This is a genomic window from Pedobacter sp. ok626 (assembly GCF_900100435.1).
GTDB lineage: Bacteria > Bacteroidota > Bacteroidia > Sphingobacteriales > Sphingobacteriaceae > Pedobacter.
The window spans coordinates 411,332-436,029 of record NZ_FNEX01000003.1 but is presented as its reverse complement, the minus strand read 5'-3'; the positions used below and the strand labels follow the sequence as shown (position 1 = coordinate 436,029).

Sequence of the window (24,698 nt, the reverse complement as noted above, 5' to 3'; positions counted from 1 at the left end):
GCTCATAAAAATGATACTAAAAAGAACATTAAGACAGATTTTGCCGGATTTTATTAAAACTAACATCCGTACATTAATCAGAACAAAAGAATTAAGAGAATTTAATTCGTTAGAAAGGCAATATTGTGTAACAGAAAACTTAATGCCTAAGAAAGATGTGTCTTTATCTGAAATTTTCAACTCCGAAGAAACCGAGCGTATTTGGGAGGAGTCGAAAAAAGACATGGACATTTTTAATGTCCCTAATGGATCTGGTGGCGTTAATCCTGGTGATAGACGAGCTATATATTACCTCATCAATAAATTTAAACCAACATCTGTTTTGGAGATTGGAACCCATATAGGAGCGTCCACGATCAATATTGCTGCGGCTCTCTTCAAAAATCAAAAAAAGAATAAACCTGTTAATTTTACCACTTTAGATATCCGGGATGTAAATTCGGCTTCAGAAAAACCATGGGAAGAATATGGGACTAAATATTCTCCGATTCAAATGATAAATGAGTTAAATTATGGAGATATAGTCAATTTTGTCACAGGTAATTCTTTAAAATACTTAAATAGTCAAAAGAAATTTGACTTTATATTCCTTGATGGGGATCATTCGGCAGCAACCGTATATAAGGAAATCCCATTGGCTCTAAAATCACTCCATAAAAATGGAGTGATTTTGCTGCACGATTACTATCCAGAGGGAAAACCTTTATGGTCTGATAACTTCACCATTACAGGGCCTTATTCAGCTACCGAACGTCTTATTAGAGAAGGCGCAAATCTAGTTGTTTTACCTTTAGGTACTTTGCCTTGGGACACGAAACTTAATTCGAATATTACGAGTCTCGCACTACTAATGAGGAAAAATTAAGTGGAATGATGCTTTAGAATTTTATCCAATTATTATGCTTCGTGTTAAAATTAAGGTTGTAAGTTTTTTTAATCGTCAGGTAGTTTGGTACAGTTCCAAACCTAGTATTTGGAACTGTTTAACTACGCTATATAAGCAAAGTGCTCATTGTGAACCTGTGTTAGGCTATAAACGGGAGAACTTTTTCACAAAAGTTGTAGATCTTACTCAAGATGAAACACAGTTGCTGGCAGGTTTTGAAAAAAATACAAGCTATGAAATTAGAAGAGCAGAAAAAGAGTCTATCACTGCTTCTGTAGAACCGGATGTTGAGCATTTCAAGAACTTTTACAATCAATTTGCAAAGACAAAGGGCCTGGGACTATTAAATAATAGCATCAACAATTACGATACAAACTTAGTCATAACAAAGGCTGAATATGACGAAAAAGAAGTTGTGATGCATTCTTATATTATAGATGAGAGTTTAAAACGTGTAAGACTGTTTCATTCAGCGTCCTTGTTTAGGGATGTAGTCGATTCTCAAACGCGGGCTATCATTGGCCGTGCCAATCGACTACTTCATTTTATGGATATGAAGCACTTCAAAAAGTTAGGCTTTGTGGAATATGATTTAGGCGGTTATGCTATGGATACAAAAGATGAATCACTTTTCCAGATCAATAAATTTAAAGACGGTTTTGGCGGTAAATTAAAATTGGAAAGTGACTACCTGCCATACCCAATGGTGCTCATGTCAAAAATTCTATAAAGATTATTACGTATTACGATTCTCCCCGAAATATTTCATAAATGTGGTAGTACTTACTGCATTAAAATTGGATATTATGTACACACCCGTAGAAAACAAAGTCATAAGCAATCTGATTGATAAATTATTCACAGCCAGCAAATGGAATATAGGTTATGTATGGCAGACTCCAGAAAGTCTGATTTCAAACAAAGGATTACGCTCGGGAATATCGTGGTTGAAAGAAGATAGAGCGGATTATTCTGCCGATCCATTTGCAATAAAAATAGATAATGATGTTTATATCTATTACGAGGAGTTAAATTTTTGGGAGGGTAAAGGGAAAATTAGAGTAATTAAGAATCTTGACTTTAAAAATAAAGAAACAGTATCCGGGATTTTACCAGAAGGTATCCATTTGTCTTACCCATACATTTTTAAAGAAGCCTCGGATTTTTATTGTATACCTGAAACTTCTGAAGCTCTGGAAGTAAGCCTATACCATCTAAAACCAGAAAGTTCTATTCAATTGCAAAAAAAAAGAATCCTTTTGGAAGGTGCTGCCTATGTAGACAGCTCTTTAATATTTTACAAGGATAAGTATTGGCTTTTTACCAGTATATCACAAAAGAAGAACGAGTTATATATTTTTTATGCAGATACATTAGATGGGGGATTTACCGGACACGCTTTAAACCCAATTTCTGTTGAAAGTAAAGAATCCAGGGGAGCAGGAAACCTATTTATTGTCGACGGGGAACTTTACAGACCATCTCAAAATTCGAATCACCGTTACGGTGGTTCGATAATGATTAATAAAATTACGCAGCTTACTGAAAATGCTTTTTCACAAAAAGCTGAATTTGAATTATCTCCGGAAGCGCCTTACAACATGGGACTGCATACCATAAGTTTCGTGAATGACAGGATATTTTTGGATGGCAAACGAAAAGTGTATTCAGCCTTTATGCCTTTGAAAAAAATGGTAAGACGAATCCGTTCCTAATAATTTATAAAATGAATTCTCCTTCTCAAAAGTTGCTATTTATTTCCATGTCTAATTATGCAGGTGGAGCGGAAAACATCTTGCGCATGGCAGCTGGTGTAACGAATAACCCTTTGATATTTCTGAAACGTTTGTTTAATTCCCGTCTGTTGATACCTAAAGAACAAAGCGTACAATATTTAACAGAGGGGCCGATGTTCATCGGGTTTTTAATCCTTGTAAAAGCGCTTTTTCCCTACAGAAAGGGATATACAATTATAAGTACGCATCCTTATCTTAATTCGTATTTAGGTTTGCTCAAACGCATAGGATATATAAAATCAAATTTGATTGTCCGTGAATGTACCTCCGTATTTACCCGTTACACAGGTGTTAAGAAAATAAGTTATCAAATTGCATATAAATTGGGGTATCCGGCAGTTAATTTAATCGTATGTCAGACGGCAATAATGCGGAATCAACTGCTGAAACAAAACAAGTTTATACCAAATAACAAAGCCGTAATTAAAGAAAACCCGATTGACTTAAATCAGATATTAAAGAAAGCTGAGGAGTCTTTACCTGAAGATCTTGCGAATGAAGATTTTGTTTGCACTGCAGGGCGCCTGATTCCTGAAAAGGGGTTTTCAATATTAATTCACGCATTTGCAAATATTGCAGATCAGCATAAAAACTTAAAGCTATTGATTTTAGGGGAAGGCCGGGAACGAGCGCATCTTCATCATTTAATCAATGAAATGGGCCTGGATGGACGGGTGATTCTGAAAGGGCATATTGACAACCCCATTCCATATTTTAAAAAAGCTAAACTATGTGTTGTTTCTTCAATAATGGAAGGATTTCCAAATGTTTTACTTGAAATGATGGCCGTAAATGACGCAGTTATTTCCACACTTTGTGCAGGAGGTATTGAAGATATTCCATCAATTATTAAAGTAGAAGTTAACAATACTCAGGCCTTGACACAGGCCTTAGAATCACTGATAGTAGATCGGGAAGTAAATAAAGTGGTTGATAGAATGAAATACCTGGAGAGTCGAACACCGAAAACCTTCATCAATTCTATTTTAAATAATCTTAATTCATAATTAAACCTTAATCGTATGAAAATTTTAGTAACAGGCACTGCGGGCTTTATTGGCTTTCACTTGGCAAACCGTTTATTAGAAAGAGGGGATGAAGTGGTTGGGATCGACATAATCAACGACTACTATGATGTTAATTTAAAATATGCCCGTCTGGAAGAGAGTGGTATTTCCAAGGAGCTAATTGCATACAATACAGCTGTAAAAAGTACAAAATACAGCAACTACACATTCGTTAAGTTGGACCTCACTGATAAAGTAGGCCTGCTTGATCTTTTTAGTACTTATCATTTTGACGCCGTATGCAATTTAGCAGCCCAAGCCGGTGTACGATATAGTTTAACAAATCCAGAGGCCTATTTAGAATCGAATATTCATGGATTTTTAAATATTCTGGAATGTTGCAGGTATGCAAAAATCAAACATTTATTGTACGCAAGCTCCTCAAGTGTTTATGGTTTAAATAAAAAAATGCCTTTTTCTGTCAATAACAATGTCGATCATCCGATTTCCTTATATGCCGCATCTAAAAAAAGTAATGAGTTAATGGCACACGCATATAGCCACCTTTTTAATATTCCAACTACGGCTTTACGGTTCTTTACTGTTTATGGTCCATGGGGTAGACCAGATATGGCTTTATTTATATTCGCCAAAGCAATAATGGAGGGTAAACCAATAAGAGTTTTTAATAATGGAAATATGAGCAGGGATTTTACGTACGTAGATGACATCGTTGAGGGCATAGTGCACCTAATAGATAAACCAGCAGTACATAATGCAACCTGGAACGCCTTTGAGCCAGATCCTGCAAGTTCTAGAGCCCCATACAGTATATTCAATATAGGAAGGGGAGCACCTGTAAGTCTTTTAGAGTTTATAAATGAAATAGAGCGCAATATTGGCGTTATTGCTAATAAAGAATATTTGCCGATGCAAGATGGTGATGTAGCAGACACCTGGGCTGATATCTCCAGATTAAAGGACGAATTAGATTATACGCCTAAAGTATCCGTAAAAGAGGGGGTACATAACTTTATAGAATGGTATAAAATGTTCTATTGTTCAAATAAGGAGGTGAAAAAGCGTTCAAGAATCAAAATGGTTGATCAAAACGTCATATTTAGCACAAGAATTTAACTTATATTTCACTGTGATATGTCATATTAAAGTCATATAGAGTGAGCGTTTAATATTTGTAAATCTACTTTACACATGCTGTAGCTGCAAAAAATCGGCCGCAAATTATAATTGGGGACATTTTTCCCCGTTTTGTGGACTTTTTTAGCTTTTTCTTCTGTAACTTTTAAGATACAATTTTTTTTTAGGCCCCCCGTTAAAAGAGGGTATTTAAAAAAAGAATGTATTAATGGAAAGATTGAGAAAAAAATTAACAAGGGTATTTATGTTAGGGATAGTATTATCCACAATTTTAATGTTTAGCCAATGCAAGAAGGATGCTCCCGTGGTTCCTGACTTGTCTGGCAGTAATGATATTGAAAATTCGACTGGAATAGGAGCTGTATCAAATACAACAGCAACAGCGATAGATGTATCGGGTGCCACTTCAGAAGGTGGCTTCGCATATGCTGTTTACCGTGATTTTGGTACGACTGGAGATTCGAATACTCAGCCAACTATTTCAACACTAAGAGTTTTTGAAGATGGTAAAGAACTAGGAGCAGCTCATACTAAACATGCTGACATCGCTTCAATTGGTAAGGGTAAATTCAGTCATTGGGGAAATGGTTTAATATTCTCTGCGTCTGACAATACAGATCCGAGAAAAAATGGCAGGAAATATACCTTCACAACAGGAGGAACTCCGACTGAGATATTACCTGGTACACCTACAGCACCTACAACAGAAACAGTGCTTGATTTGTCTGGTCTTACAGCAGAAGGTGGCTTTGCTTATGTGATTTACCGTGATTTTGGTACCACTGGCGATTCGAATACTCAGCCAAGTATTTCAACACTAAGAGTTTTTGAAAATGGCAAAGAACTGGGAGCAGCTCATGCTAAGCATGCTGATATCAGTTCAATAGGTACAGGTAAATTTAGTCATTGGGGAAACAGTTTGATATTCTCTGCATCAGATAATACAAATCCGAAGACAAATGGAAGGAAATACACTGTTACAATTGGCGGATCTGCAACAACTACACCTCCAGAAACAGTTACACCTCCAACAGGTGGTGGCGGTACTGGTGTTATAGCTACAGGTTTAATTGGTTATGCAGCAGTAAATGGAACAACTACAGGTGGTAAAGGTGGTTCAGAAATCACAGTATCTACTTTACAGGCATTAAAAAGTGCGTTAAGTTCTGATGGTCCAAAAATTATTTATGTATCGGGTGCCATTAAAGGAGCAGGTAATGATCCTATGTATGTGAAATCAAATAAATCAATTATTGGTTTATCTGGTGCATCAGTAGAAGGCGCATCGTTTATGTTGTATACTGTTAACAATATTATTATTCAAAACCTTAGAATTAAAAATTATGTAACCAATGCTGGTGTTCAGATAAAAGAAGGTTCACACCATATCTGGGTAGACCACTGTGAATTCTCAGCCGATCGTGATCATGGATGGGAATATTATGGTAAAGATATTAGCATAACCAGATATTCAGATTATGTTACGGTTTCCTGGAATAAATTCAGTAATAACAACTTATCGGTATTGATTAGTGCAGGAATTAGCGCAGAGATCGCATCTCAGGATATTGGTAAATTGCATGTTACACTTCACCATAATTTCTGGAACAATATTTCAGAAAGAGAGCCAACAATGAATTATGGAAGTGTTCACTTGTTTAACAATTATCACTTAAACAATAGCGGTTACTCAATCAGTGCACGTGCCGGTGGAAATGTCCGTACTGACAACGATTACTTTGCAAATTGTAACAAACCAATTGCAACCAACTTAGCGGGTGATCCTCCGGGATACATTAGTGGATCAGAGACAAATATCTATGTAAATTCAGGTAAAAATGAGATTACTACGCCACTTGCAAACTGGGCACCAACTTATGAATATAAATCAGTGCTTAATGCAGCAGCAGATGTTCCTTCAATCGTAACAAAAGGAGCAGGTGCAACATTATAATAAATAGAAATAAAGAAAATACCCAACCACAAGGCCATCTGACTGTAAGTCAGGTGGCCTTGTGGTTTAACGACCTTTTTTATATCCGTTGTCATGACAGAAAACAGAAAGAAAGTATTGATTGCTTGTGATTCATCACGAACCTTACTTGATTTTCGCGGTAAACTCATTGAAGAGCTTATCAAGAAAAATGACGTATATGTTTTTACTCCTAAAATTTCACAACAGCATGTTAGGGAAAAACTAAGAGATATGAATGTTACTGTATGTGAGAATGCACTAAATGGGAGTAATGTTTCTATTATATCCGACCTTAAGTATATCCTTAAATTATATAATTTGATTAGAGAAATTAAGCCTGATATTTTTTTTCCATATACGTTTAAGCCTGTAATATACGGAACCATGGTGGCAAGGCTATGTAAAATAGATTGCATTACGCCCATGCTCACCGGTCTGGGTTACAACTTTACAGATAGCAGCTCTAAAAGCAAATTGGTTAGTTCGATAACTAAATTTTTATTAAAGTTTAGTTTAAGTGCAAACAAAAGAATTCGAGTTATTTTTCAGAATAAAGATGATTATAACAAATTACTGGAATGCAAAATAATCGGAGCAAAACACCAGGCATTTGTAGTTAATGGTTCAGGTGTTGATTTAAGTCATTATGACTACTCCGAACCCGAAATTTCACACATAAGTTTCTTAATGATATCCCGCTTAATCAATTCAAAGGGAGTAAACGAGTTTTATGAAGCGGCAAAGATAGTTCGCAATAAATATCCAGATGTAAAGTTTAAACTTATTGGCTCATTTGATGACAATATAGACTCAATCACTACAGCACTATACGCTGAAATTCAATCGGGGGACACTATAGAATACATTGGTCAGGTAGATGATGTCAGATCATATATTAAGGATGCTTCAATTCTCGTTTTACCTTCTTATTATGGAGAAGGAGTACCTAGATGTATATTAGAAGGCATGGCTATGGGGAGGGCAATTATTACCAGTAATTCTGTGGGATGCCGAGAAACTGTAGATGCGTCGCCTTCAGGTGTAAATGGTTTCTTAGTTCCTATAAAAAATATTTCAGTCCTTGCCTCAAGGATGGAGTATTACATTAACAATACCAAAGACATTATTTTATATGGTATTAATGGAAGGAAGTTCGCTAAAAAGAAATTTGATGTGAACCTGGTGAATTCCGAAATGCTTAAAATTATGAATGTCGGTTAGTAGAAAGGTTATGATTGTGTAGTATTAAAATTTTTTAATCATATGGCATATCATTTAATCAATTTCGAACAATCAGAAGAATGGACTACATATGTTCATAATTCTGTTAGCTATGACTTTTATCACACCTGGCATTACCATTCTTTAGAGAATAGTGGTGAACCTTTTCTTTTTGTATATGAAGAAGCTGATATTTTTATAGCGCTTCCATTATTGAAAAGAAAAATTGCCAATTCAGATTTGTTTGATCTGACATCGGTTTATGGATATTCTGGTCCAATTTCTAATGTGAAATTCTCAGATATTGATGAACAATTACTTGAAAGCTTTAAATGCTCCTTTTTAAGCTTTATGGAAGCTGGTCGATATGTTTGCGTTTTCTCCCGTCTCAATCCATTTATTGATCAAAGGGTATTAATAGAAAAAATCGGTGGGGTAATGAATAATGGTCGGACTGTATATATGGATCTGTCTATTCCTCTTGAGGAACAACGGGCAAAGTATGAGAAAAAACTAGCGCAACAGATTAGGCAATTGAGAAAAATGCCTTATGATATCAAAGAAGCGAGTAGCCAGGATGAGATCAAATTGTTCACAGCTATGTATACAGAAAACATGCTTAGACTGGGGGCTAAGGAGAGCTATTTTTATGACGAAGCCTACTTTACGCAGCTCATCAAAAGCAAAGAAGAAAACTGTAAATTAATTGTAATCTACCATGGCGATGTGATGATTTGCGGGGCCGTTATCATGTGCGCTGGAGATGTAATCCGTAATCATTTATCTGCCACTGCTAACGCTTACATAAATCAGTCTCCGAGTAAATTATTAACCGACGAGATTAGTGTCATCGGAAGACAACTCGGAAAGAGATATTTCCACCTTGGTGGTGGCTTGGGCGGTAGGGAAGACTCATTATTCAAATTTAAGTCTTATTTCTCCTCTCTTTTTCTAGAGGATAATACCTGGAGATTTATATCAGATACATTTAGTTACAACGATCTAGTTAGGGAACGGAATGATGATGTCAGACCTGATTACTTTCCTCTCTACCGCAGTCCTGCGGTATCCCATTAAATAGAAATAGCCATATATCTTTTAAAATATTGGAAATCAATTAAAGTTTAACCCTTAAATCTTTATGCAGTGAAAAATAAATTTAATTATTCCGAAGCCACTATAAGTGATTTCGAGAATGCAATTGATGAGTTTGGTTGGGTCATTTATGAGAACGCCGTAGATGAAAGAATGATTAATACTATAATTAATGATCTGGAGCCTGCCTATCAATTGAGGAGAGATATTCAAATTAAAAATGGCATTGAAACTAATATGGAGGGTACATTGCACCACCTCTTGGAAAAGGATAATTTTAGTATGCCCTTTTTAGGACAAATGTATTGCGATAAAGAAATGAGACATTTTTTGAAAGGAAATTATATTATAAATGGGATAAGTGGTGTTCTCAATTTTAAAAATTTCAAAGCATATGTCCATAATGTTCATCGCGACATTAGGAGTTTTACAGGTGATTTTAAAATTGCAGTCCAGATGATTGTTTTGTTGGATGATTATACCTTGGATAATGGAGCAACTTACTTTCTTTCTGGATCACATAGACAAGAAGATAAGCCTGATGATGAGTTTTTTTACGCGCATGCTGATAGGGCTGTTGCGAAGAAGGGAAGTATTGTCTTATTTGATTCCAATATTTGGCATGCAGCAGGAAATAATAGTACTGACGGCCCCAGGAGGGCATTAACACTTACCTTTACAAGGCCCTTTTTTAAGCCACAGTTTGATTTTCCAAGGTTTTTGGGTTACGAGTTTGGTGAAGGTTTAGATAATCACCTACGGCAAGTAATAGGGTATAACGCCCGTATTTCGGCTAACCTTCAGGAGTTTTATCAACCACCGCATTTAAGAATGTATCAGCCTGGCCAGGGCTAAGCAAATCCCTTAAATAAATGATCTTTTAAACAATATATTATGAATGATGCTGTCTACCTAAGACCATTGAATTTAGAGGATGCGAAAACTTCTTATCAATGGCGTAAAGATCCTGACATATGGGTGTATACCGAATTTAAGCCTAATGCTGATTTTACTTTGGAACAAGAAACGGAATGGCTTCGTGCTAAATTAAATAAAGCGAATGACAGCCGTTTTGCCATATGTTTACATGGTACAGATCAATACATTGGTAATGTACAATTAATAAATTTGGATGATGCTGAGGGCGAATTTCACATGTTTATAGGGGAAAAACAATTATGGGGAAAGGGGATAGGAAAGTCTGCTTCTAAACTAATTCTCGAGTTTGGGTTTTCTCAAAGAAATCTTGAAAGTGTATTTCTTTTTACACACGAAGATAACATTGCAGCGCTTTCTATTTATGAAAAATTGGGATTTATTACAGTTGGTAAGCATAATAACCAACTCAAAATGGTACTGACAAAGCATATGTTCACAATGGATAATTGATTTGTTGTTTTATCTACCTGTTTAACTTAAAATTTCATAGCGTTATGATGAAATTAATCAGCATTCTTAATAAGGAGCAATGGATAGCCTATGTAAAAGGTTCTGTTGAACATGATTTTTATCATACCTGGCACTATCATTCTATGGATGAAGGTGGCGATCCTTTTCTTTTTATTTATGAGGAAGGAAAGGACTATATCGCATTTCCATTATTGAAAAGGGAAATATCAGGCTCTCAATTTTCTGACCTTGGATCTGTATACGGATATCCAGGGCCCATATCTAATCGAAAATTCGAAGATCTGGATGAAGCGCTTATGGATAACTTTAAAGAATCATTTCTGGATTTTTTAGAGCGGGAGCGCAATATTTCAGTCTTTTCACGATTAAATCCATTCTTTAATCAAAACTTGTTAATTGAACGCTTTGGGGGGATTCATAAAAATGGAAGAACCGTAGCTATCGATCTAACAACAACTATTGAAGAACAACGTAAAAAATATAGAAGAACTACTTTACATAATGTAAAGAAGGCAAGAGACTATGGTTACATTCTTAAGGAAAGCAAAAACCTTGAGGATATCGATTTGTTTTTTGATATCTATACAGAAAATATGACCCGAATTGGTGCAAAAGAACAGTATTTTTTTAGTAAAAAATATTTTGTTGACCTTATTCATAATGACGAATTTGATTGCAGGCTTTTGCTTGTTTACTTTAATAATAAGGTAATTAGCGGGAGCATTATTACCTGTACCTGTGGCATTATCCAAAGTCATTTAGTGGCTACTTCCTCTAAATTCCTTTCTACATCCCCGGCAAAATTTTTAATAGATGAAATAAGTATTCTGGGGCGGAAATTGGGAATGAAATACTATCATCTTGGCGGTGGTTATTGCTTTAAAGAAGATACTTTATTTAAATGGAAAAGGGGTTTCTCGGATTTGCTTTTGGAATATGAAAGCTGGCGTTATGTGACCAACCACTCTGTCTATCATTCTCTGGTTAATGAACAAGGAATCGATAAGGACTCTAACATAGATTTCTTCCCCCTTTATCGCGCATTGGCTAATATTTTAACTTGCGGTTATTTTCAAATGATGATTTAAAACTCTAATATTATGAAAAAGTTAATGTTCGGCGACAAAACGTATTCTCGTTGGTTGATTTTAATGATTGATCAAATTATTATATCCTGGACACTTTTTATGTCCTTCTTGTTAATTAATAAGTTTGAATATCAAGAGCTGTTTTATTCAAATACCTTTATTTATATAGCACTATATAGTTTTATTTCCATTTGTGTATTCATGAGAATGCGTATACATACCGGTATCATTAGATATTCCAATACCGAAGATATCATTCGAATATTTATGGCGGTATTGTTAACTAATTTTGTTTTCACCATTATTTGCAATATATGCTTGGCGTTTGGCTTCGCGATGCCCTCTAAATCGGTTACCGAGGTCCTGATTATGAACTTTTTTGTATCATCATCACTCTTAATCATCCTAAGGGTTGTTGTAAAAAGCCTATTTGCTTACATAAAAGCTTTGGAGCCTACAGAGAAGAAAGAGAATATTTTAATATATGGTTCAGGTAGTGATTCCATTTTAGTAAAAAAAGCTCTGGAAGGTAGTCAAGGCAATACATTAAATGTAATCGCTTTTGTAGATGACAAGCAAGACAAGCTAAACAAGCAGATCGAACAAAAAAAGGTGTATCATTCAAGGTCTATTGAGACTTTAAGAAATAAGTTTAACATCAGTAAAGTCCTTTTTGTAAGCGATGATTTAAACATCAATGGCAAAAAAAGCACTTTAGATAAATGCATTGAGTTAGGCATAAAAGTGGTTACTGTACCACAATCCAATAAATGGCTGTATGGTAAACTAACGCTAAATCAAATTAAAGATTTAAAAATCGAAGATTTATTAGATAGAGAACCCATTGTACTTATCACCAATAATATTTTAAGGGAAGTATTTGGAAAGCGGATTTTAATTACTGGAGCAGCGGGGTCCATTGGATCGGAGATTGTCCGTCAGCTTGTAAATTTTAATCCGGAGTTTGTTGTCCTCTGTGATCAGGCAGAAACACCTTTGCACGATTTACAATTAGAGATTGAAGATGATTTCCCTCATGCAAAAACACATATAGTGATGGCAAATATTCAGAATAGATGCCGTATGAAAGCCATTTTTGATGAATACCGCCCTCAAATCATTTTTCATGCAGCGGCCTACAAACATGTGCCTATGATGGAAAACAATCCTTCCGAAGCCATATTAACCAATGTACTTGGGACAAAAAACCTGTCAGATTTAGCGATAGAGGCTGGGGTCGAAAAGTTTATCATGATTTCAACAGATAAAGCCGTGCGGCCTACGAATATAATGGGAGCATCTAAACGCCTGGCCGAAATGTATATACAATCCCTAAACAATGATAAAGCGCTATCCATATCAAATGATGAAGTAGGGGCAAATATTACAGAAAACAGAACTAAGTTTATTACCACCAGGTTCGGCAATGTATTAGGCTCTAACGGCTCCGTTATACCCCGCTTTAAAGCACAGATCGAACGAGGTGGACCGGTTACGGTTACACATCCAGAAATAACGAGATATTTTATGACTATTCCCGAAGCAGTACAATTGGTACTGGAAGCTGCGGCGATGGGAAATGGGGGCGAGATTTATATTTTTGATATGGGCGACCCCGTTAAAATAGTCGATCTGGCAACAAATATGATCAAATTGGCAGGTCTGTCTCCCGATAAGGATATTAAGATTGTATTTACCGGTTTAAGGCCCGGTGAAAAGCTATATGAAGAACTTTTACTTGTAGAAGAACAAATTATACCTACTTATCATCCAAAAATTAAAATATCTAAAACAATTAGTCTTAGCATCCGTTATGTCCAAGAAGTGATCGAAGAATTACTATCTCTTAATAACCTAAACAACGATTATGCGATGGTTAAAAAGATGAAAGAAATCATACCAGATTATAAAAGTAAAAATTCGAGATATGAAGAAATAGACTATTACATTATCAATTAACGGAGAAGATTCATCCCTGTGAATTTAAATGTCATCAATTTATGAACTAAATTAATAATTTGTCATGGATTTAAATGTAGGTAAAGTAATTGAGCGTGCGGTTAGGAGAGACCATATGGGGATAAGTGCGCTATCAAGAAAATTACATGTGAGTAGAAGAACCATATACAACTGGTTCGATCAGGAATCTCTAAGTTTTGAGATTATATGTAAGATTGGAAATGCCATTAAGTATGACTTTTCAAAGGAATTTCCAGATGATTTTGCTCGTGTAGATGATGAAATAACGAGCAATGTCAATCAATTTAAGAATGGAGACGACAATACGGCAGAATCTTTTTCAGTCAATTACTGGATGAACAAGTATATCAAGCTACTCGAAAAATACAATGAGCTATTGAGTCATAAGTTTCCAACTTGATTTACATAGCGTAATTTTCTTAAACAACACAAAAAAAGGGCGGTATCATGCATGATACCGCCCTTTTTTTGTGTATTTACGAGTCAAAAGTATTACTTATTCAACGTGTGATAGTTGTTGTAATTTGCTGTTTTTAAGTTGTAATTGTACTGCACTGATAACCGCATCAATAACGTAATCGGTATCTTCATTCGTTAAATTTGGATAAATAGGCAATGATATCTCGCAGGCATAATTTTTATAGCTATTTGGATAGTCGGCAATATTGTAACCTGTTTTTTTAAAGTAAGTTAACATGGGCATAGGTATGAAGTGTACATTCACAATCACTCCATGCGAAACGATTTCATCAATGATTTGATCTCTTTGTGCTTCCGTAATGTTCTTTATCCGTAAAGGGAAAATATGATAGGAGCTCTCTCTGGTAAAATCCTCTAGTGACGGTGGAATGAACCAACTATAACTGCTAAAAACATCGCAATATTTTGAGGCGATGGTTTTACGTGAAGGCAGTAAAATATTTTTGTATTGTCTTAGCTGCGCCAAACCTATTGCCGCACAAATATCTGGCATATTGATTTTTAGCCCCTCATATAAAATGTCGTATTTCCAGTTGCCACCCTTCGATTTGGTATAGGCGTCTTTATTTTGGCCATTCAAGGAGAATATCTTTAAGAATTTATATTCTTCTTCATGATCAAAATTACCAGGTAAATTCAGACATATGCAACCACCTTCCGCCGTAGTGATATTTTTTACGGCATGGAAAGAGAATATCGTAACATCACTACATATCGCAGCAGAATGGCCCATGTACGTTGCGCCAATAGAATGCGCAGCATCCGAAATTAAAAGTATTCGGCCGAGTCTTCTTTGTTGTTCCGAATTCGGCACAAATAAACCTCTAACTCTGGGGCTCTTCAGTAAAGCTTTGATCATATTGTAGTCACATGGCCAACCCGCTATGTCAACAGCAATTATCGCCTTGGTTTTAGAAGTAATGGCCTGTTTTATGCGCTGCGGGTCTATAGTTAGATCATCTGATATATCTACCATAACCGGGGTGGCGCCACAATGCAATACGCACAAGGCAGTGGCACAGTAGGAATATGCAGGTACAATAACCTCATCACCTTCTTTTACCCCAAACCATTTTAACATCATGATAGCGCCCGAAGTCCATGAATTTACACAGACTGCCGATTTGGACTTTGTCAAACGAACAATCTCCTGCTCTAACTCTTTAACCTTCGGACCAGAAGTAATCCAACCGGATTTTAGGGTGTCCATTACCTCATTGATTACGTTTTGGTCAATAAACGGTGGTGAAAATGAAATGTTCATATTCTTAAATTTTAAAATGAAAAGAATTTTATGGTATCGATTGGTTATTAATGGGCTCCGGCTATATACTTTGCAGAACTAGTTTTTCCCATTTTTCTGAAGTGTTTTCCGTAGAATTGGCATGAATAATCAGCCTTGCATTGCTCGCCATTTTGGCTTTAAGTACTGTATCTTCCAGGGCGCGATTCATTGCCTCAGCTAAATGAATAGGACTATTTGCTTTAACAAGAAGTCCATTCTTTTCATGCTCAATAATATCTGCTGGCCCAAATTCACAGTCTGCAGCCACACAAGCACAACCTAAACTCATGGCTTCCACCAATACGTTAGGATAGCCTTCAAGCCTCGAAGAAAGTACAAACAATTGAGCTTGTTTATAATAATCCTGTAAGTTTGATTTAAATCCTATTAATTTTACCCGGTGCTCCAGGTCCAAATCCAGGATCTGGTCTTCAAGTTTTTTACGATCGGGGCCTTCTCCGGATATCAATAAATCTACATCCTTGCGTTGTACACTTTTAAACGCAGTAATAAGTAAATCAAAACCCTTTAGTTCATCTAACCTACCAACAGCAAGGATAAATTTTCTTTTGTGTACGCCTGTAGCTACCGAGGGTTTAAATTGGTTTATAGGATTATTGATGACCTCAAAATTCTGCAGCTTCCTAAATGATTTGTTCTTTCTGAAACAAGGAATCATACCCTTAGAAGGGACAACAATCATCTGTGCTTTATTGTAAATTTGATAGGACAACCATCTAAACAAGTAATTAAATTTATTTACTGTATCATCCGGTGAAGTTCGTTCGGAAACTATATACGGTATACCGAGCACGTTACAAGCAATGCCTGCCCATAAATTAGCGGTGGTCATAAATGATATCATCATTTTCGGCCTGTGGCTCATTAGTAAATTAAGCAGTTTAAAGAAAGTTACTCCGCTATACCATATTCTGAATAGAAAGTTTGATTTTCGTTCTGTATCAACTAAAGTATAAACTTTTATTTCCGGTGCGAGATAGTAGGCTGGCTCACTTTGATTCAGGCAAACTATACTTACATCAAAGTTGCGGCTGTTAAAATAGTTGCACAAATTAGAAATTACCCTTTCTGCACCACCTGCATTAAGTGTATTAATTATAAAGAATAGTTTTCGTGTAGGAGTTGCCATAATGCGTTATAATGATGCACTCACTTGTGTATGTACGAATGTCCATTAATTGCTGTGGCAGCTTTATTGGCTAATATTCCACCCAAACCATCTATAACCTTAGGTTTTACTTTCTGGTTGTTTTGCACTCTTAATATAATACGGCATATTAAATCCAGATCCGATACGGTTAGGGTATGATAAAGCGGCAAACAGACGATTCTTCTTGATATGTCTTCACATACAGGCATAACTGAATATTCTACATATGGCAACGCAGAAAGAGGAGGGTAGAAGTACCTTCTGCAGTAAATCTTATTCAATTCCAACATATTCAGGCAGTTCAGCATGAGTTCTTCAGAGTCGAACAGAACAGGGAAGTAAGCATAGTTGTAATCCTTACTTGAGTTTAATTTTGGGAACTTTGCTTTTAAACCTTTTAACCTGGCGAAATAATGTAAGGACAGACTTTTTCTTTTATCCAATATTTCGTCTACAGATTCCAGATTGCATAAGCCCATTGCTGCATGGAACTCGCAGTTCTTCCCATTCACGCCAAGACCAGAAAAGGTGTCAGGGCCACTATGTCCAAAATTGCGCATACTGGCCATCTCCATTAATAGATCCGGGTCCCGGGTAAATACTGCACCACCTTCAATGGTGTGAAATAATTTGGTTGCATGAAAGCTTGTTGTACTGATATCACCATATTCAAAAATCGATTTGTTTTTATAATGCGTACCAAAGCAGTGCGCACCATCAAAAATTACTTTTAATCCATGTTTATCGGCGATTTGCTGGATCGCATCTATGTCGCATGGATTTCCATAAACATGGGTAGCCAGTATAGCCGAAGTACGAGGTGTGATTGCCGCTTCAATTTTTGATGGATCAATGTTAAAAGTTTCACTGTCTATGTCAACATATACAGGCTTACAACCCTCCCAAACAATGCTACTTGTGGTAGCAACATAAGAGAATGGTGTAGTGATCACTTCGCCGCTAAGGTGTAAGGCTTTAATGGCCAATTGTAATGCAAAAGTGCCATTGCATACGTATAACAAATGTTTTATATCTAAATACTCCTTAAGTCTTAGTTCAAGGTCATTTAGCAATGGGCCGTTATTAGTAAGCCATTGACGTTCCCAGATACTATTTAGATATTCTATAAATTCTTCTTCCTTTGGAAGAAATGGTTTGGTTACAGGAATCATTTGTTTAAGATTAAATGTTTGAAATCTGTTATTGACGTAATTCGAACTATATTGCCGTGTTCAACATTACGTCAGCCAGGGGGACATTGGAGACCAGGGCGCAATTCAGATGATCAAAAACCATTAAAACAGTTTTACCATGTACTTTGATAACTGTTCCTTCCTGATTGTAAAATATGCCGCTTTTAATGCGAATGCGGTCGCCATGATTTATTTCCTGCGAATTGATAACCTCATAGTCAGAATGCGTGCTAAGCAGATGCTCAATATTCTCTATTACATTGTCCCTAATTACAGCGGGTTTTCCCATGTAATAGATAAAATTTAGTACGCCTAGTGTCGCCCTTACTTTATACTCCTCACGTTCACTAACCCATACAAACACGTAACCACTAAAGAGGGGTAGATCAACAATTTTCTTTCTATCCGCCCATTGATTCGTTACCTGTTTAATCGGACAGTAGGATTTGATATCCTGTTCTTTTAATAGCTTGTCCACTTTTTTTTCCCATCTCGGACGGGTATAAACAACTAACCAGCGTCTGGTCCATGGGTGTCTGGAGCCGAATTGATTTTCCATTATGAGAATTTTTAGATTACAAAGACAAATTGGAAGGAATTGTCAAAACCACCGCACAGCTTCGCTACATCACTTACATGACAATTTCTTCATAAACTAAATCAGGGATGATTTTTGTTAATTCTTTGATACCTCCAGGCTTAAGCCATATCCATATCCACCATATCCGTATGTTGTACTGTTATTAATTTTTGCGTCATTGAAAACTACCATAGGGTTGGTTAGTTTTTTATAATAGAGGATGTCTTTCAAAACATTAAGTTGCAATTTATCGGTATAATTATAGCGAACCAGATATATACTCAGATCTATGTATTTAGACAAGCTAAAAGCATCCGCAACCTGGCCAACAGGGGCAGTATCAATGATCACATAATCAAATCTGCATTTCAATTCTTCCAGCATTTGTCCGATTTTTGGATGCATCATCAATTCAGCGGGGTTTCCCGGTACCTGACCGCAGTCAATCAGCAGCAAGTCATGGTATCTTCTAGAGTTTAAAATGAGATCATCAATAGTAACATCATCTCTTAATAAATAATCTGTAATGCCAATTTTTGAGCTTAAATGCATTTTTTGAAGTAATTGCGGTTCGCGCATATCAAACTCCAGCAACACAACTTTTTTGTTTACCGATGCTAAAGTCATACCCAGGTTAATAGAGAAAAAGGTCTTTCCTTCCGACTTCATGCAAGAGGTGATCAGCATGACCTGATCGGGTAGGCCAGAGTTCATGAAATGCAGGTTACTTCTTATGTATCTAAACAATTCAGACATTGTAGACCTACTATTTTGTTCGAGTACTGGTGCTTCGTGTTTTTCAAGGTGATTTAATACCCCCAAAACGGGTACTCCAGTAAGCAGTTCAATATCTTTTACATCTGTGATCTTACTGTTCATTGCTGATCGGCCGTAAATTGCAGCTCCTGGTATAAAAAAGCCTAAAATACCGGCCATAAGGTAAATTAATTGAGTTTTAGGACTTACAGGTATACTATTGTAAGCTGGTTTGTCAACTATTTGAGATGTTGGTGCAGTTCCAGAAAGCAAAAGGGTTGTTTCTTCTCTTTTTTGCAATAGATAATTGTACAAATTCGCTTTTACACTTTGTTCTCTGCTTCTTTCTTGTATTCCCCGCTCTACAGCAGGTACCAAACGAGTTTTAGAATTTAAATTGGAAGTTGTTGCTTGCAGGTTATCCCTTTCAATCGTTAAGCCTCTTCTTATGTTTGCAAGATTTTCCCTAATATTTGATTTTAAACTAATTAATTGAGCTGTTAAATTCTCTACCAGTGGATTTGCTTCCTCAGAAGTGCGTAGCATCCGATTTCTTTCCTGTTGTATTGCATTAAATTTACTGGTCAATTCGTTTAAGGTCGAGTTGTTTATACTCAATGAGCTAGGCACCAGGTTCAAACTATTGTTATTAACGTATTTTTCAAGAGAAGCCAGTACATTAAGCTGCATGTTCGTCGAAGAAAGCATTTGATGATATTCACTGGATTTTGCAATGTTTGTTTGTGCATCCATGTTTATATCTGTGATCATATTGCTTTGTTTGTAATTTTCTACATCATGTTCAACGTTGCTCAAATCTTGATTTAAGTATTTCAATCTTTTATCTATAAAATTGACTGTATTTATCGCAGTGGCGTTTTTCTTAATTAGATTTTCCTTGTTGTAAGTGTCTATAAGGTAGGTTAGTATTTCCATGCCTCTTTGAGGAAGGTTATCATTCAGACTGATTACAATTGTACTTGCGTCCTTTTCAATAGCCAGAATTTTTAGACCACCTAAGCTATACGATTCTGCCATGAGCTCCAGATCTTTAAACTTCAGCCTTACCGGCTTAGTCGTTTTTTTAATTGCGGGCCCTTTACTGACTATTATTTTGTATCCGGGTTTCTGAATTAATGAATCATAGGAAAACACAAATGTCTTGTCTTTATCCTTCAGGGTAAATTGCTGATCATTTAAGGGGCTTATCTCTAATGCCTTTCTATAGCCTGTAGGGTTTATTCCAACAATCTTAACTTTAAACGGCAAGTTTTTACCATATAGCTCTTTATCTCTAAAGGTGCCTTTTTGGAAATAGGCTACATCGAGAGAAAGTGCTTTTACCGTTTTGTAAATAAGCTCCCTGGAGCGCAAGGCTTCCATCTCATTGTATGCCTTCCTATCTGTTTTAAACATGTTAAGATCGCTAAAGGCAGTCTCTTTTTGTACACCATCACTATTTCTATCGTCTTGTACATATAAAGTACTGCTTACCTTATATTGAGGTGTTGAGGTTTTCAGGTAAAAGAAAGCCCCTAATAAGCACAGTGCTATACCTATTAAAAAGAAATACCATTTTTTTAAAAAGACCTGCAAAATGGCCTTGTAATTCTCTGTAGGTGTCGTATTTTGATAAGATGGAGTGTTCATGTGTATGTAATTATAAATTGAACGTATTATCTTAATAATGCAGTTAGTAATACAGCTATGGCCGATATGCAAGTCGTTATGATCGGTAATGCACGGACGTTTGGATTGAATTCTTTTTCTTTAGATTTATCGGGCTCAACATAAACTATGTCATTCTGTTTTAAGTGAAAAAAGGGCGAGCCATATATGTTCTTATCATTGAGATTAAGTCTGGTCATTTGGCGTGTTCCGTTTGTTTCCCTGATCACCAGCACATTCTCCCTTTTGCCATATACGGTCATGTCACCAGCCATACCTAATGCCTCCAATAAGTTAATCTGATCCCCAGGGACGGTTAGCGAGGCCGGATGGTTCACTTCTCCAATTACAGTGATTTTGAAATTAACCAGTTCAAGATCTACTACAGGATTTTTAATCTGCTTTTTAAGCTCCTTTGTAATTAAATTTTGGGCCTCTTCAACGGTTAGTCCTTCAACCTTTAAATCACCTAATAATGGTAAGGTGATCATTCCATTGTTGTTTATTCTAAATACGGCCTTACCAGGAGTGGGACCATTGGTGGGGCCGGCAAATAGCGCATTATACTCCGCATTCAAGCTGGTCAACGACATGCTTAACTGATCGTTTTTTTGTAGCTTAAGTTCAGGTATATTTTCTATTTGGCTGTTAGAAACTTCAGAAAGGTTGCTAAAGTAAACAAGATTTCTGTGCGGTGCGCAGGCCATTAAGACCATTGACATTGACAAAGCAAAGCATAGTTTTTTCATTTTGTTCAAGGCTAGAATTTCACAAATGATAATCTTTAATTTGTTTAATAAAGTTATAGAAATAATAAGCCAGTATGCTCTGGGGATGCTCTGTTGTATTTCAAATTGTAAATGTTTACACTAAGTTTTACGGAAAAGAATGGTAAATTGTTCATAGATTTTACAAGGTTTACAAAGTATGAGTACAATGTTTACATTTCCGTTATCCTCAATTCTTGATAACGACTTTTACAAAGTGACCATGCAACAAGGAGTGATTAGATTATTCCCTGGGGCAAAGGCACGGTATCAATTTATAAACCGCGGAAAACATCTATTTCCTCCAGGGTTTGCCACAGCTTTACGAAGCGCTGTCAATAGTATGGCCTTATTAAAGCTAAGTCGCGAAGAGAAACGGTTTCTTCAACTCAACTGCCCTTATCTCGATCCAGTGTACCTTGATTTTCTCGAAGGTTATCGTTTTAATCCCGATGAAGTGCACATAGAGCAGGAGGGAGATCAGTTAAAGGTAAGTGTCGAAGGCTTATGGTATCGTACCATTTTATGGGAAGTTCCTTTAATGTCTCTCATTTGCGAACTGTATTATGTTTTGGGGAATGCTACCAGGATCAGCGATCAGGAGGTGATTGATTTGGCCAGGCATAAAATAGAAAGCTACAGAGATCTTGGAGTAACCGTAGCGGAGTTTGGTACACGTCGACGATATTCATATCAGGTGCAACGCTTGGTGCTTCAATCTTTAAGTACATACGGAAAGGGCTCTTTTATTGGAACCAGTAATGTGCATATGGCCATGCTACATCAAACAAAGCCAATAGGTACCCATGCACACGAATGGTTTATGTTTCATGCTGCAAGATATGGTTTCAAAATGGCCAATGCGATGGGCTTGGAGCATTGGGTTCAGGTTTATCGTGGTGATTTGGGAATTGCACTATCTGATACCTATACTACAGATGTTTTTTTTAAGCAGTTTGATAAGATGTATTCTAAACTGTTTGATGGCGTGCGGCATGATAGCGGCGATCCGCTGATATTTGCAGATAAGGTAATTGCCCACTACCAGGGAATGGGCATCGATCCTAAATCGAAGACTATTATCTTCTCGGATGGATTGGACTATGAGAAGGTAGTCCGTATTGCAGATCACTGTGGCGATAAGATAGGGATGTCTTTTGGTATAGGGACTAACTTTACCAATGACGCGGGGCCTGAGCCGATGAATATCGTAATTAAAATGACAGAAGCACAACCGCAGGATGGGGAATGGACAGAGGTGGTTAAATTGTCTGATGAACCAGGTAAATACACCGGCAATCCAGAAATGATCCATCTTGCTAAAGTTATTTTAGGCATCAATTAATGAATTGAGCCAGTTTTTTAAGGTTGATTGTAAATAATCTGTCTGGTAATAAGTGGATTATAAGTTATGTCTCTTTTTTTTGAAAAAATATTTAGTAGAATAAATTAATAATTCTATCTTTGCACCCTTATCAAACGATAGATGATTCCGTAGCTCAGCTGGTAGAGCATTACACTTTTAATGTAGTGGTCCTGGGTTCGAATCCCAGCGGGATCACAGAGAAGAATATCTCAAACGTATAAAAGCTTGCAAATCAAATGATTGCAAGCTTTTATTGTTTTCCGGGAATACCCGGAATATCTAATAAATTACAAATAGAAACACCCATCCTTTGCGAAATATGCTATAAGTAGGTTTCAATAGGTTAGTTTTAATGTTAATGTTTGGGCTTTTTGTTCAGGCCGAAATTGAAACTTGCTAGATTTTAATAGTAGGTTATTTTTCGGACATTGCTTGTAATCATAGCGTTATCTTTATCATATTGAATACTTTTTATTAAGCTGCCTTTTGCATCATATGATTTAATTACTTTTCCGCTCTGGGCCTTATCATCTGGATAATAGTAAATTAATACTTCAATTGAATTTGCTTTGTCATCGTAACTGTATTTTTTCTTTGAATACCAATCATTTCTGTTAGCACCATATTCAATCTCTTCCGCTAGTTTTCCAAGTTTGTTATACTTAAAACTCCTTATTGTTTTGTTGATTTTTTCAAATTCTTCAATTTTATTTGATGAATCATCATATTTATATTCGGTTTCAGCTACAACACGCCCATTATTATATTTTGTAGTTTTTTGCAGTCTTTTTTTACTGTCAAATTCTTCAATTAATTCCCATCCTTTCTCATCTTCTTTATTGCTAGGTCGCCAAGGTTCAGTTTTTTGGAACTTACCATTTTCATACATTTTTGTTTCTATAGGTGCTCCGTTTATATAAAATGAAGTGGTGGTGCTATAGTTTGCTTTGCCAGCTGTAGTTAGGGCTTCAATGTCGGTATGTATTTCTTTAACATTTCCTTTTACTCCAAAAAAATCCTGGATTTCATTTTTTTCTTTAGTGGTAAGGGTGGGGGCTTCTTGCGCCATGCACGATGTAAAACTTTGTAAAACAATTAAAAAGATATATTTTTTCATTTTTAGTAATTTTTGGAAATGATTAAAGCTAAGGATTTTGAGCTTTGTATTGGGTTAAATAATCCCTGCCTATAGGCAGGATTGGACTACAAAATCCGCCACCTTTCCTGATGTTTGTGGCGTTTTTTTTATTTCGTTTATCATTGTTTGCCTCCTTTATCTTCATATAGATATTTGCTGTCTAATTTGTATTGATAGGTTTTTTTATCAAATTTATAAGCTGTTATTTGAATTTTAGAAGGGTTGTACGGTTCTATTTCTTCTGACGATTTGATCGTCCATAAACCATTTTTTTCTATTTTAAATTCCACATTTTTTAAATAGTCTAGATACGCCAATTTGTAATAGTTTTTATATTGATTTAAAAACAAGCCATACATACAACCACCTGTTCCGCAAGCCCCCAAATACACTAAGATATCTTTTTTTCCATCTGCATTAAAGTCTCCATATTTAAAAGCTTCAGTTTTTGCCGAACTGTCTGGAAGTTCAAATTTTGAATTTTTAGGTGGAATAATGCGAACAAAATCTTCGCTATTTTTTTTGATAAGTATGAACAAACCGTCTTGTTTATTTATTGATTTGTCAAGTTGCTCAGGATTTAACTTTTTTGCAACAGCTATGAATGCTTGCTCGCTTTGAAAAGAATTTATAATTAGCAATAGGGGTATGATGATATTTTTCATTATTTTCTGTTTT

General features: G+C 36.1%; 22 protein-coding genes and 1 tRNA gene. 15 read left to right on the top strand and 8 right to left on the bottom strand.

The window, feature by feature from the left end; genetic code table 11:
- Positions 1 to 10: 10 nt before the first annotated feature.
- From BLS35_RS06185 to BLS35_RS06125, 13 genes are all read left to right on the top strand, one after another.
- Entirely contained in the window at positions 11 to 865 is an 855-nt protein-coding gene (locus BLS35_RS06185) for an O-methyltransferase (protein ID WP_090778865.1), read from the top strand.
- 34 nt (positions 866 to 899) lie between these two features.
- On the top strand, positions 900 to 1,616 hold the full coding sequence (locus tag BLS35_RS06180; protein ID WP_090778862.1) for a hypothetical protein: 717 nt from the start codon (positions 900 to 902) through the stop codon (positions 1,614 to 1,616).
- Positions 1,617 to 1,692: 76 nt separating this feature from the next.
- Positions 1,693 to 2,601: a glucosamine inositolphosphorylceramide transferase family protein gene (locus BLS35_RS06175; protein WP_132225943.1), complete on the top strand. Its 909-nt coding sequence runs from the start codon at positions 1,693 to 1,695 to the stop codon at positions 2,599 to 2,601.
- A gap of 11 nt (positions 2,602 to 2,612) precedes the next feature.
- The gene (locus BLS35_RS06170; RefSeq protein ID WP_090778858.1) at positions 2,613 to 3,689 is read left to right on the top strand and encodes a glycosyltransferase; all 1,077 of its coding nucleotides are present in this window, start codon (positions 2,613 to 2,615) and stop codon (positions 3,687 to 3,689) included.
- Positions 3,690 to 3,704: 15 nt separating this feature from the next.
- Complete coding sequence (locus BLS35_RS06165) at positions 3,705 to 4,826, top strand: NAD-dependent epimerase (protein ID WP_090778856.1); 1,122 nt, start codon at positions 3,705 to 3,707, stop codon at positions 4,824 to 4,826.
- 265 nt (positions 4,827 to 5,091) lie between these two features.
- Positions 5,092 to 6,801, top strand: coding sequence for a pectate lyase family protein (locus tag BLS35_RS06160; protein WP_090778996.1), 1,710 nt, complete (start codon positions 5,092 to 5,094; stop codon positions 6,799 to 6,801).
- Positions 6,802 to 6,894: 93 nt separating this feature from the next.
- Positions 6,895 to 8,043, top strand: a complete 1,149-nt coding sequence (locus BLS35_RS06155; protein WP_090778854.1) for a glycosyltransferase family 4 protein — start codon at positions 6,895 to 6,897, stop codon at positions 8,041 to 8,043.
- A 42-nt stretch (positions 8,044 to 8,085) separates the two neighbouring features.
- Positions 8,086 to 9,120 carry a GNAT family N-acetyltransferase gene (locus tag BLS35_RS06150; protein WP_090778852.1) on the top strand — a complete coding sequence of 345 codons (1,035 nt, stop codon included), beginning with the start codon at positions 8,086 to 8,088 and terminating at the stop codon, positions 9,118 to 9,120.
- A gap of 69 nt (positions 9,121 to 9,189) precedes the next feature.
- Positions 9,190 to 9,993: a phytanoyl-CoA dioxygenase family protein gene (locus tag BLS35_RS06145; protein WP_090778850.1), complete on the top strand. Its 804-nt coding sequence runs from the start codon at positions 9,190 to 9,192 to the stop codon at positions 9,991 to 9,993.
- A gap of 39 nt (positions 9,994 to 10,032) precedes the next feature.
- Complete coding sequence (locus tag BLS35_RS06140) at positions 10,033 to 10,527, top strand: GNAT family N-acetyltransferase (protein WP_090778848.1); 495 nt, start codon at positions 10,033 to 10,035, stop codon at positions 10,525 to 10,527.
- A 44-nt stretch (positions 10,528 to 10,571) separates the two neighbouring features.
- Positions 10,572 to 11,636 (top strand): GNAT family N-acetyltransferase, encoded by a 1,065-nt coding sequence (locus BLS35_RS06135; RefSeq protein ID WP_090778846.1) that lies wholly within the window; start codon positions 10,572 to 10,574, stop codon positions 11,634 to 11,636.
- A gap of 12 nt (positions 11,637 to 11,648) precedes the next feature.
- Positions 11,649 to 13,595: a polysaccharide biosynthesis protein gene (locus BLS35_RS06130; RefSeq protein WP_090778844.1), complete on the top strand. Its 1,947-nt coding sequence runs from the start codon at positions 11,649 to 11,651 to the stop codon at positions 13,593 to 13,595.
- A 64-nt stretch (positions 13,596 to 13,659) separates the two neighbouring features.
- Positions 13,660 to 14,016: a helix-turn-helix domain-containing protein gene (locus BLS35_RS06125; RefSeq protein WP_090778842.1), complete on the top strand. Its 357-nt coding sequence runs from the start codon at positions 13,660 to 13,662 to the stop codon at positions 14,014 to 14,016.
- Between the two features lie 96 nt (positions 14,017 to 14,112).
- On the opposite strand, the gene BLS35_RS06120 is transcribed toward BLS35_RS06125, so the two are convergent.
- The 6 genes from BLS35_RS06120 to BLS35_RS06095 all read right to left on the bottom strand — a co-directional run bounded on the left by BLS35_RS06120 (position 14,113) and on the right by BLS35_RS06095 (position 21,498).
- Positions 14,113 to 15,360, bottom strand: a complete 1,248-nt coding sequence (locus BLS35_RS06120; RefSeq protein WP_090778840.1) for a DegT/DnrJ/EryC1/StrS family aminotransferase — start codon at positions 15,358 to 15,360, stop codon at positions 14,113 to 14,115.
- Positions 15,361 to 15,421: 61 nt separating this feature from the next.
- Positions 15,422 to 16,531, bottom strand: a complete 1,110-nt coding sequence (locus tag BLS35_RS06115; protein ID WP_090778838.1) for a glycosyltransferase family 4 protein — start codon at positions 16,529 to 16,531, stop codon at positions 15,422 to 15,424.
- Positions 16,532 to 16,551: 20 nt separating this feature from the next.
- Complete coding sequence (locus tag BLS35_RS06110; RefSeq protein ID WP_090778836.1) at positions 16,552 to 17,724, bottom strand: DegT/DnrJ/EryC1/StrS family aminotransferase; 1,173 nt, start codon at positions 17,722 to 17,724, stop codon at positions 16,552 to 16,554.
- 46 nt (positions 17,725 to 17,770) lie between these two features.
- Entirely contained in the window at positions 17,771 to 18,304 is a 534-nt protein-coding gene (locus BLS35_RS06105; protein ID WP_090778834.1) for a UpxY family transcription antiterminator, read from the bottom strand.
- 117 nt (positions 18,305 to 18,421) lie between these two features.
- Entirely contained in the window at positions 18,422 to 20,731 is a 2,310-nt protein-coding gene (locus tag BLS35_RS06100; protein WP_090778832.1) for a GumC family protein, read from the bottom strand.
- A 26-nt stretch (positions 20,732 to 20,757) separates the two neighbouring features.
- Positions 20,758 to 21,498 carry a polysaccharide biosynthesis/export family protein gene (locus BLS35_RS06095; RefSeq protein ID WP_090778830.1) on the bottom strand — a complete coding sequence of 247 codons (741 nt, stop codon included), beginning with the start codon at positions 21,496 to 21,498 and terminating at the stop codon, positions 20,758 to 20,760.
- 178 nt (positions 21,499 to 21,676) lie between these two features.
- On the opposite strand from BLS35_RS06095, the gene pncB reads away from it, so the two are divergent.
- Both pncB and BLS35_RS06085 read left to right on the top strand, forming a co-directional pair.
- The gene (pncB, locus tag BLS35_RS06090) at positions 21,677 to 22,861 is read left to right on the top strand and encodes a nicotinate phosphoribosyltransferase (protein ID WP_090778828.1); all 1,185 of its coding nucleotides are present in this window, start codon (positions 21,677 to 21,679) and stop codon (positions 22,859 to 22,861) included.
- A 143-nt stretch (positions 22,862 to 23,004) separates the two neighbouring features.
- Positions 23,005 to 23,077: transfer RNA gene (locus BLS35_RS06085), tRNA-Lys, on the top strand.
- Between the two features lie 208 nt (positions 23,078 to 23,285).
- Here the strand turns inward: BLS35_RS06085 and BLS35_RS06080 are convergent.
- Both BLS35_RS06080 and BLS35_RS06075 read right to left on the bottom strand, forming a co-directional pair.
- The gene (locus BLS35_RS06080; protein WP_132225942.1) at positions 23,286 to 23,999 is read right to left on the bottom strand and encodes a hypothetical protein; all 714 of its coding nucleotides are present in this window, start codon (positions 23,997 to 23,999) and stop codon (positions 23,286 to 23,288) included.
- 140 nt (positions 24,000 to 24,139) lie between these two features.
- A complete protein-coding gene (locus BLS35_RS06075; protein ID WP_090778824.1) occupies positions 24,140 to 24,685 on the bottom strand; it encodes a hypothetical protein in 546 nt (181 codons plus the stop codon).
- Positions 24,686 to 24,698: the final 13 nt, after the last annotated feature.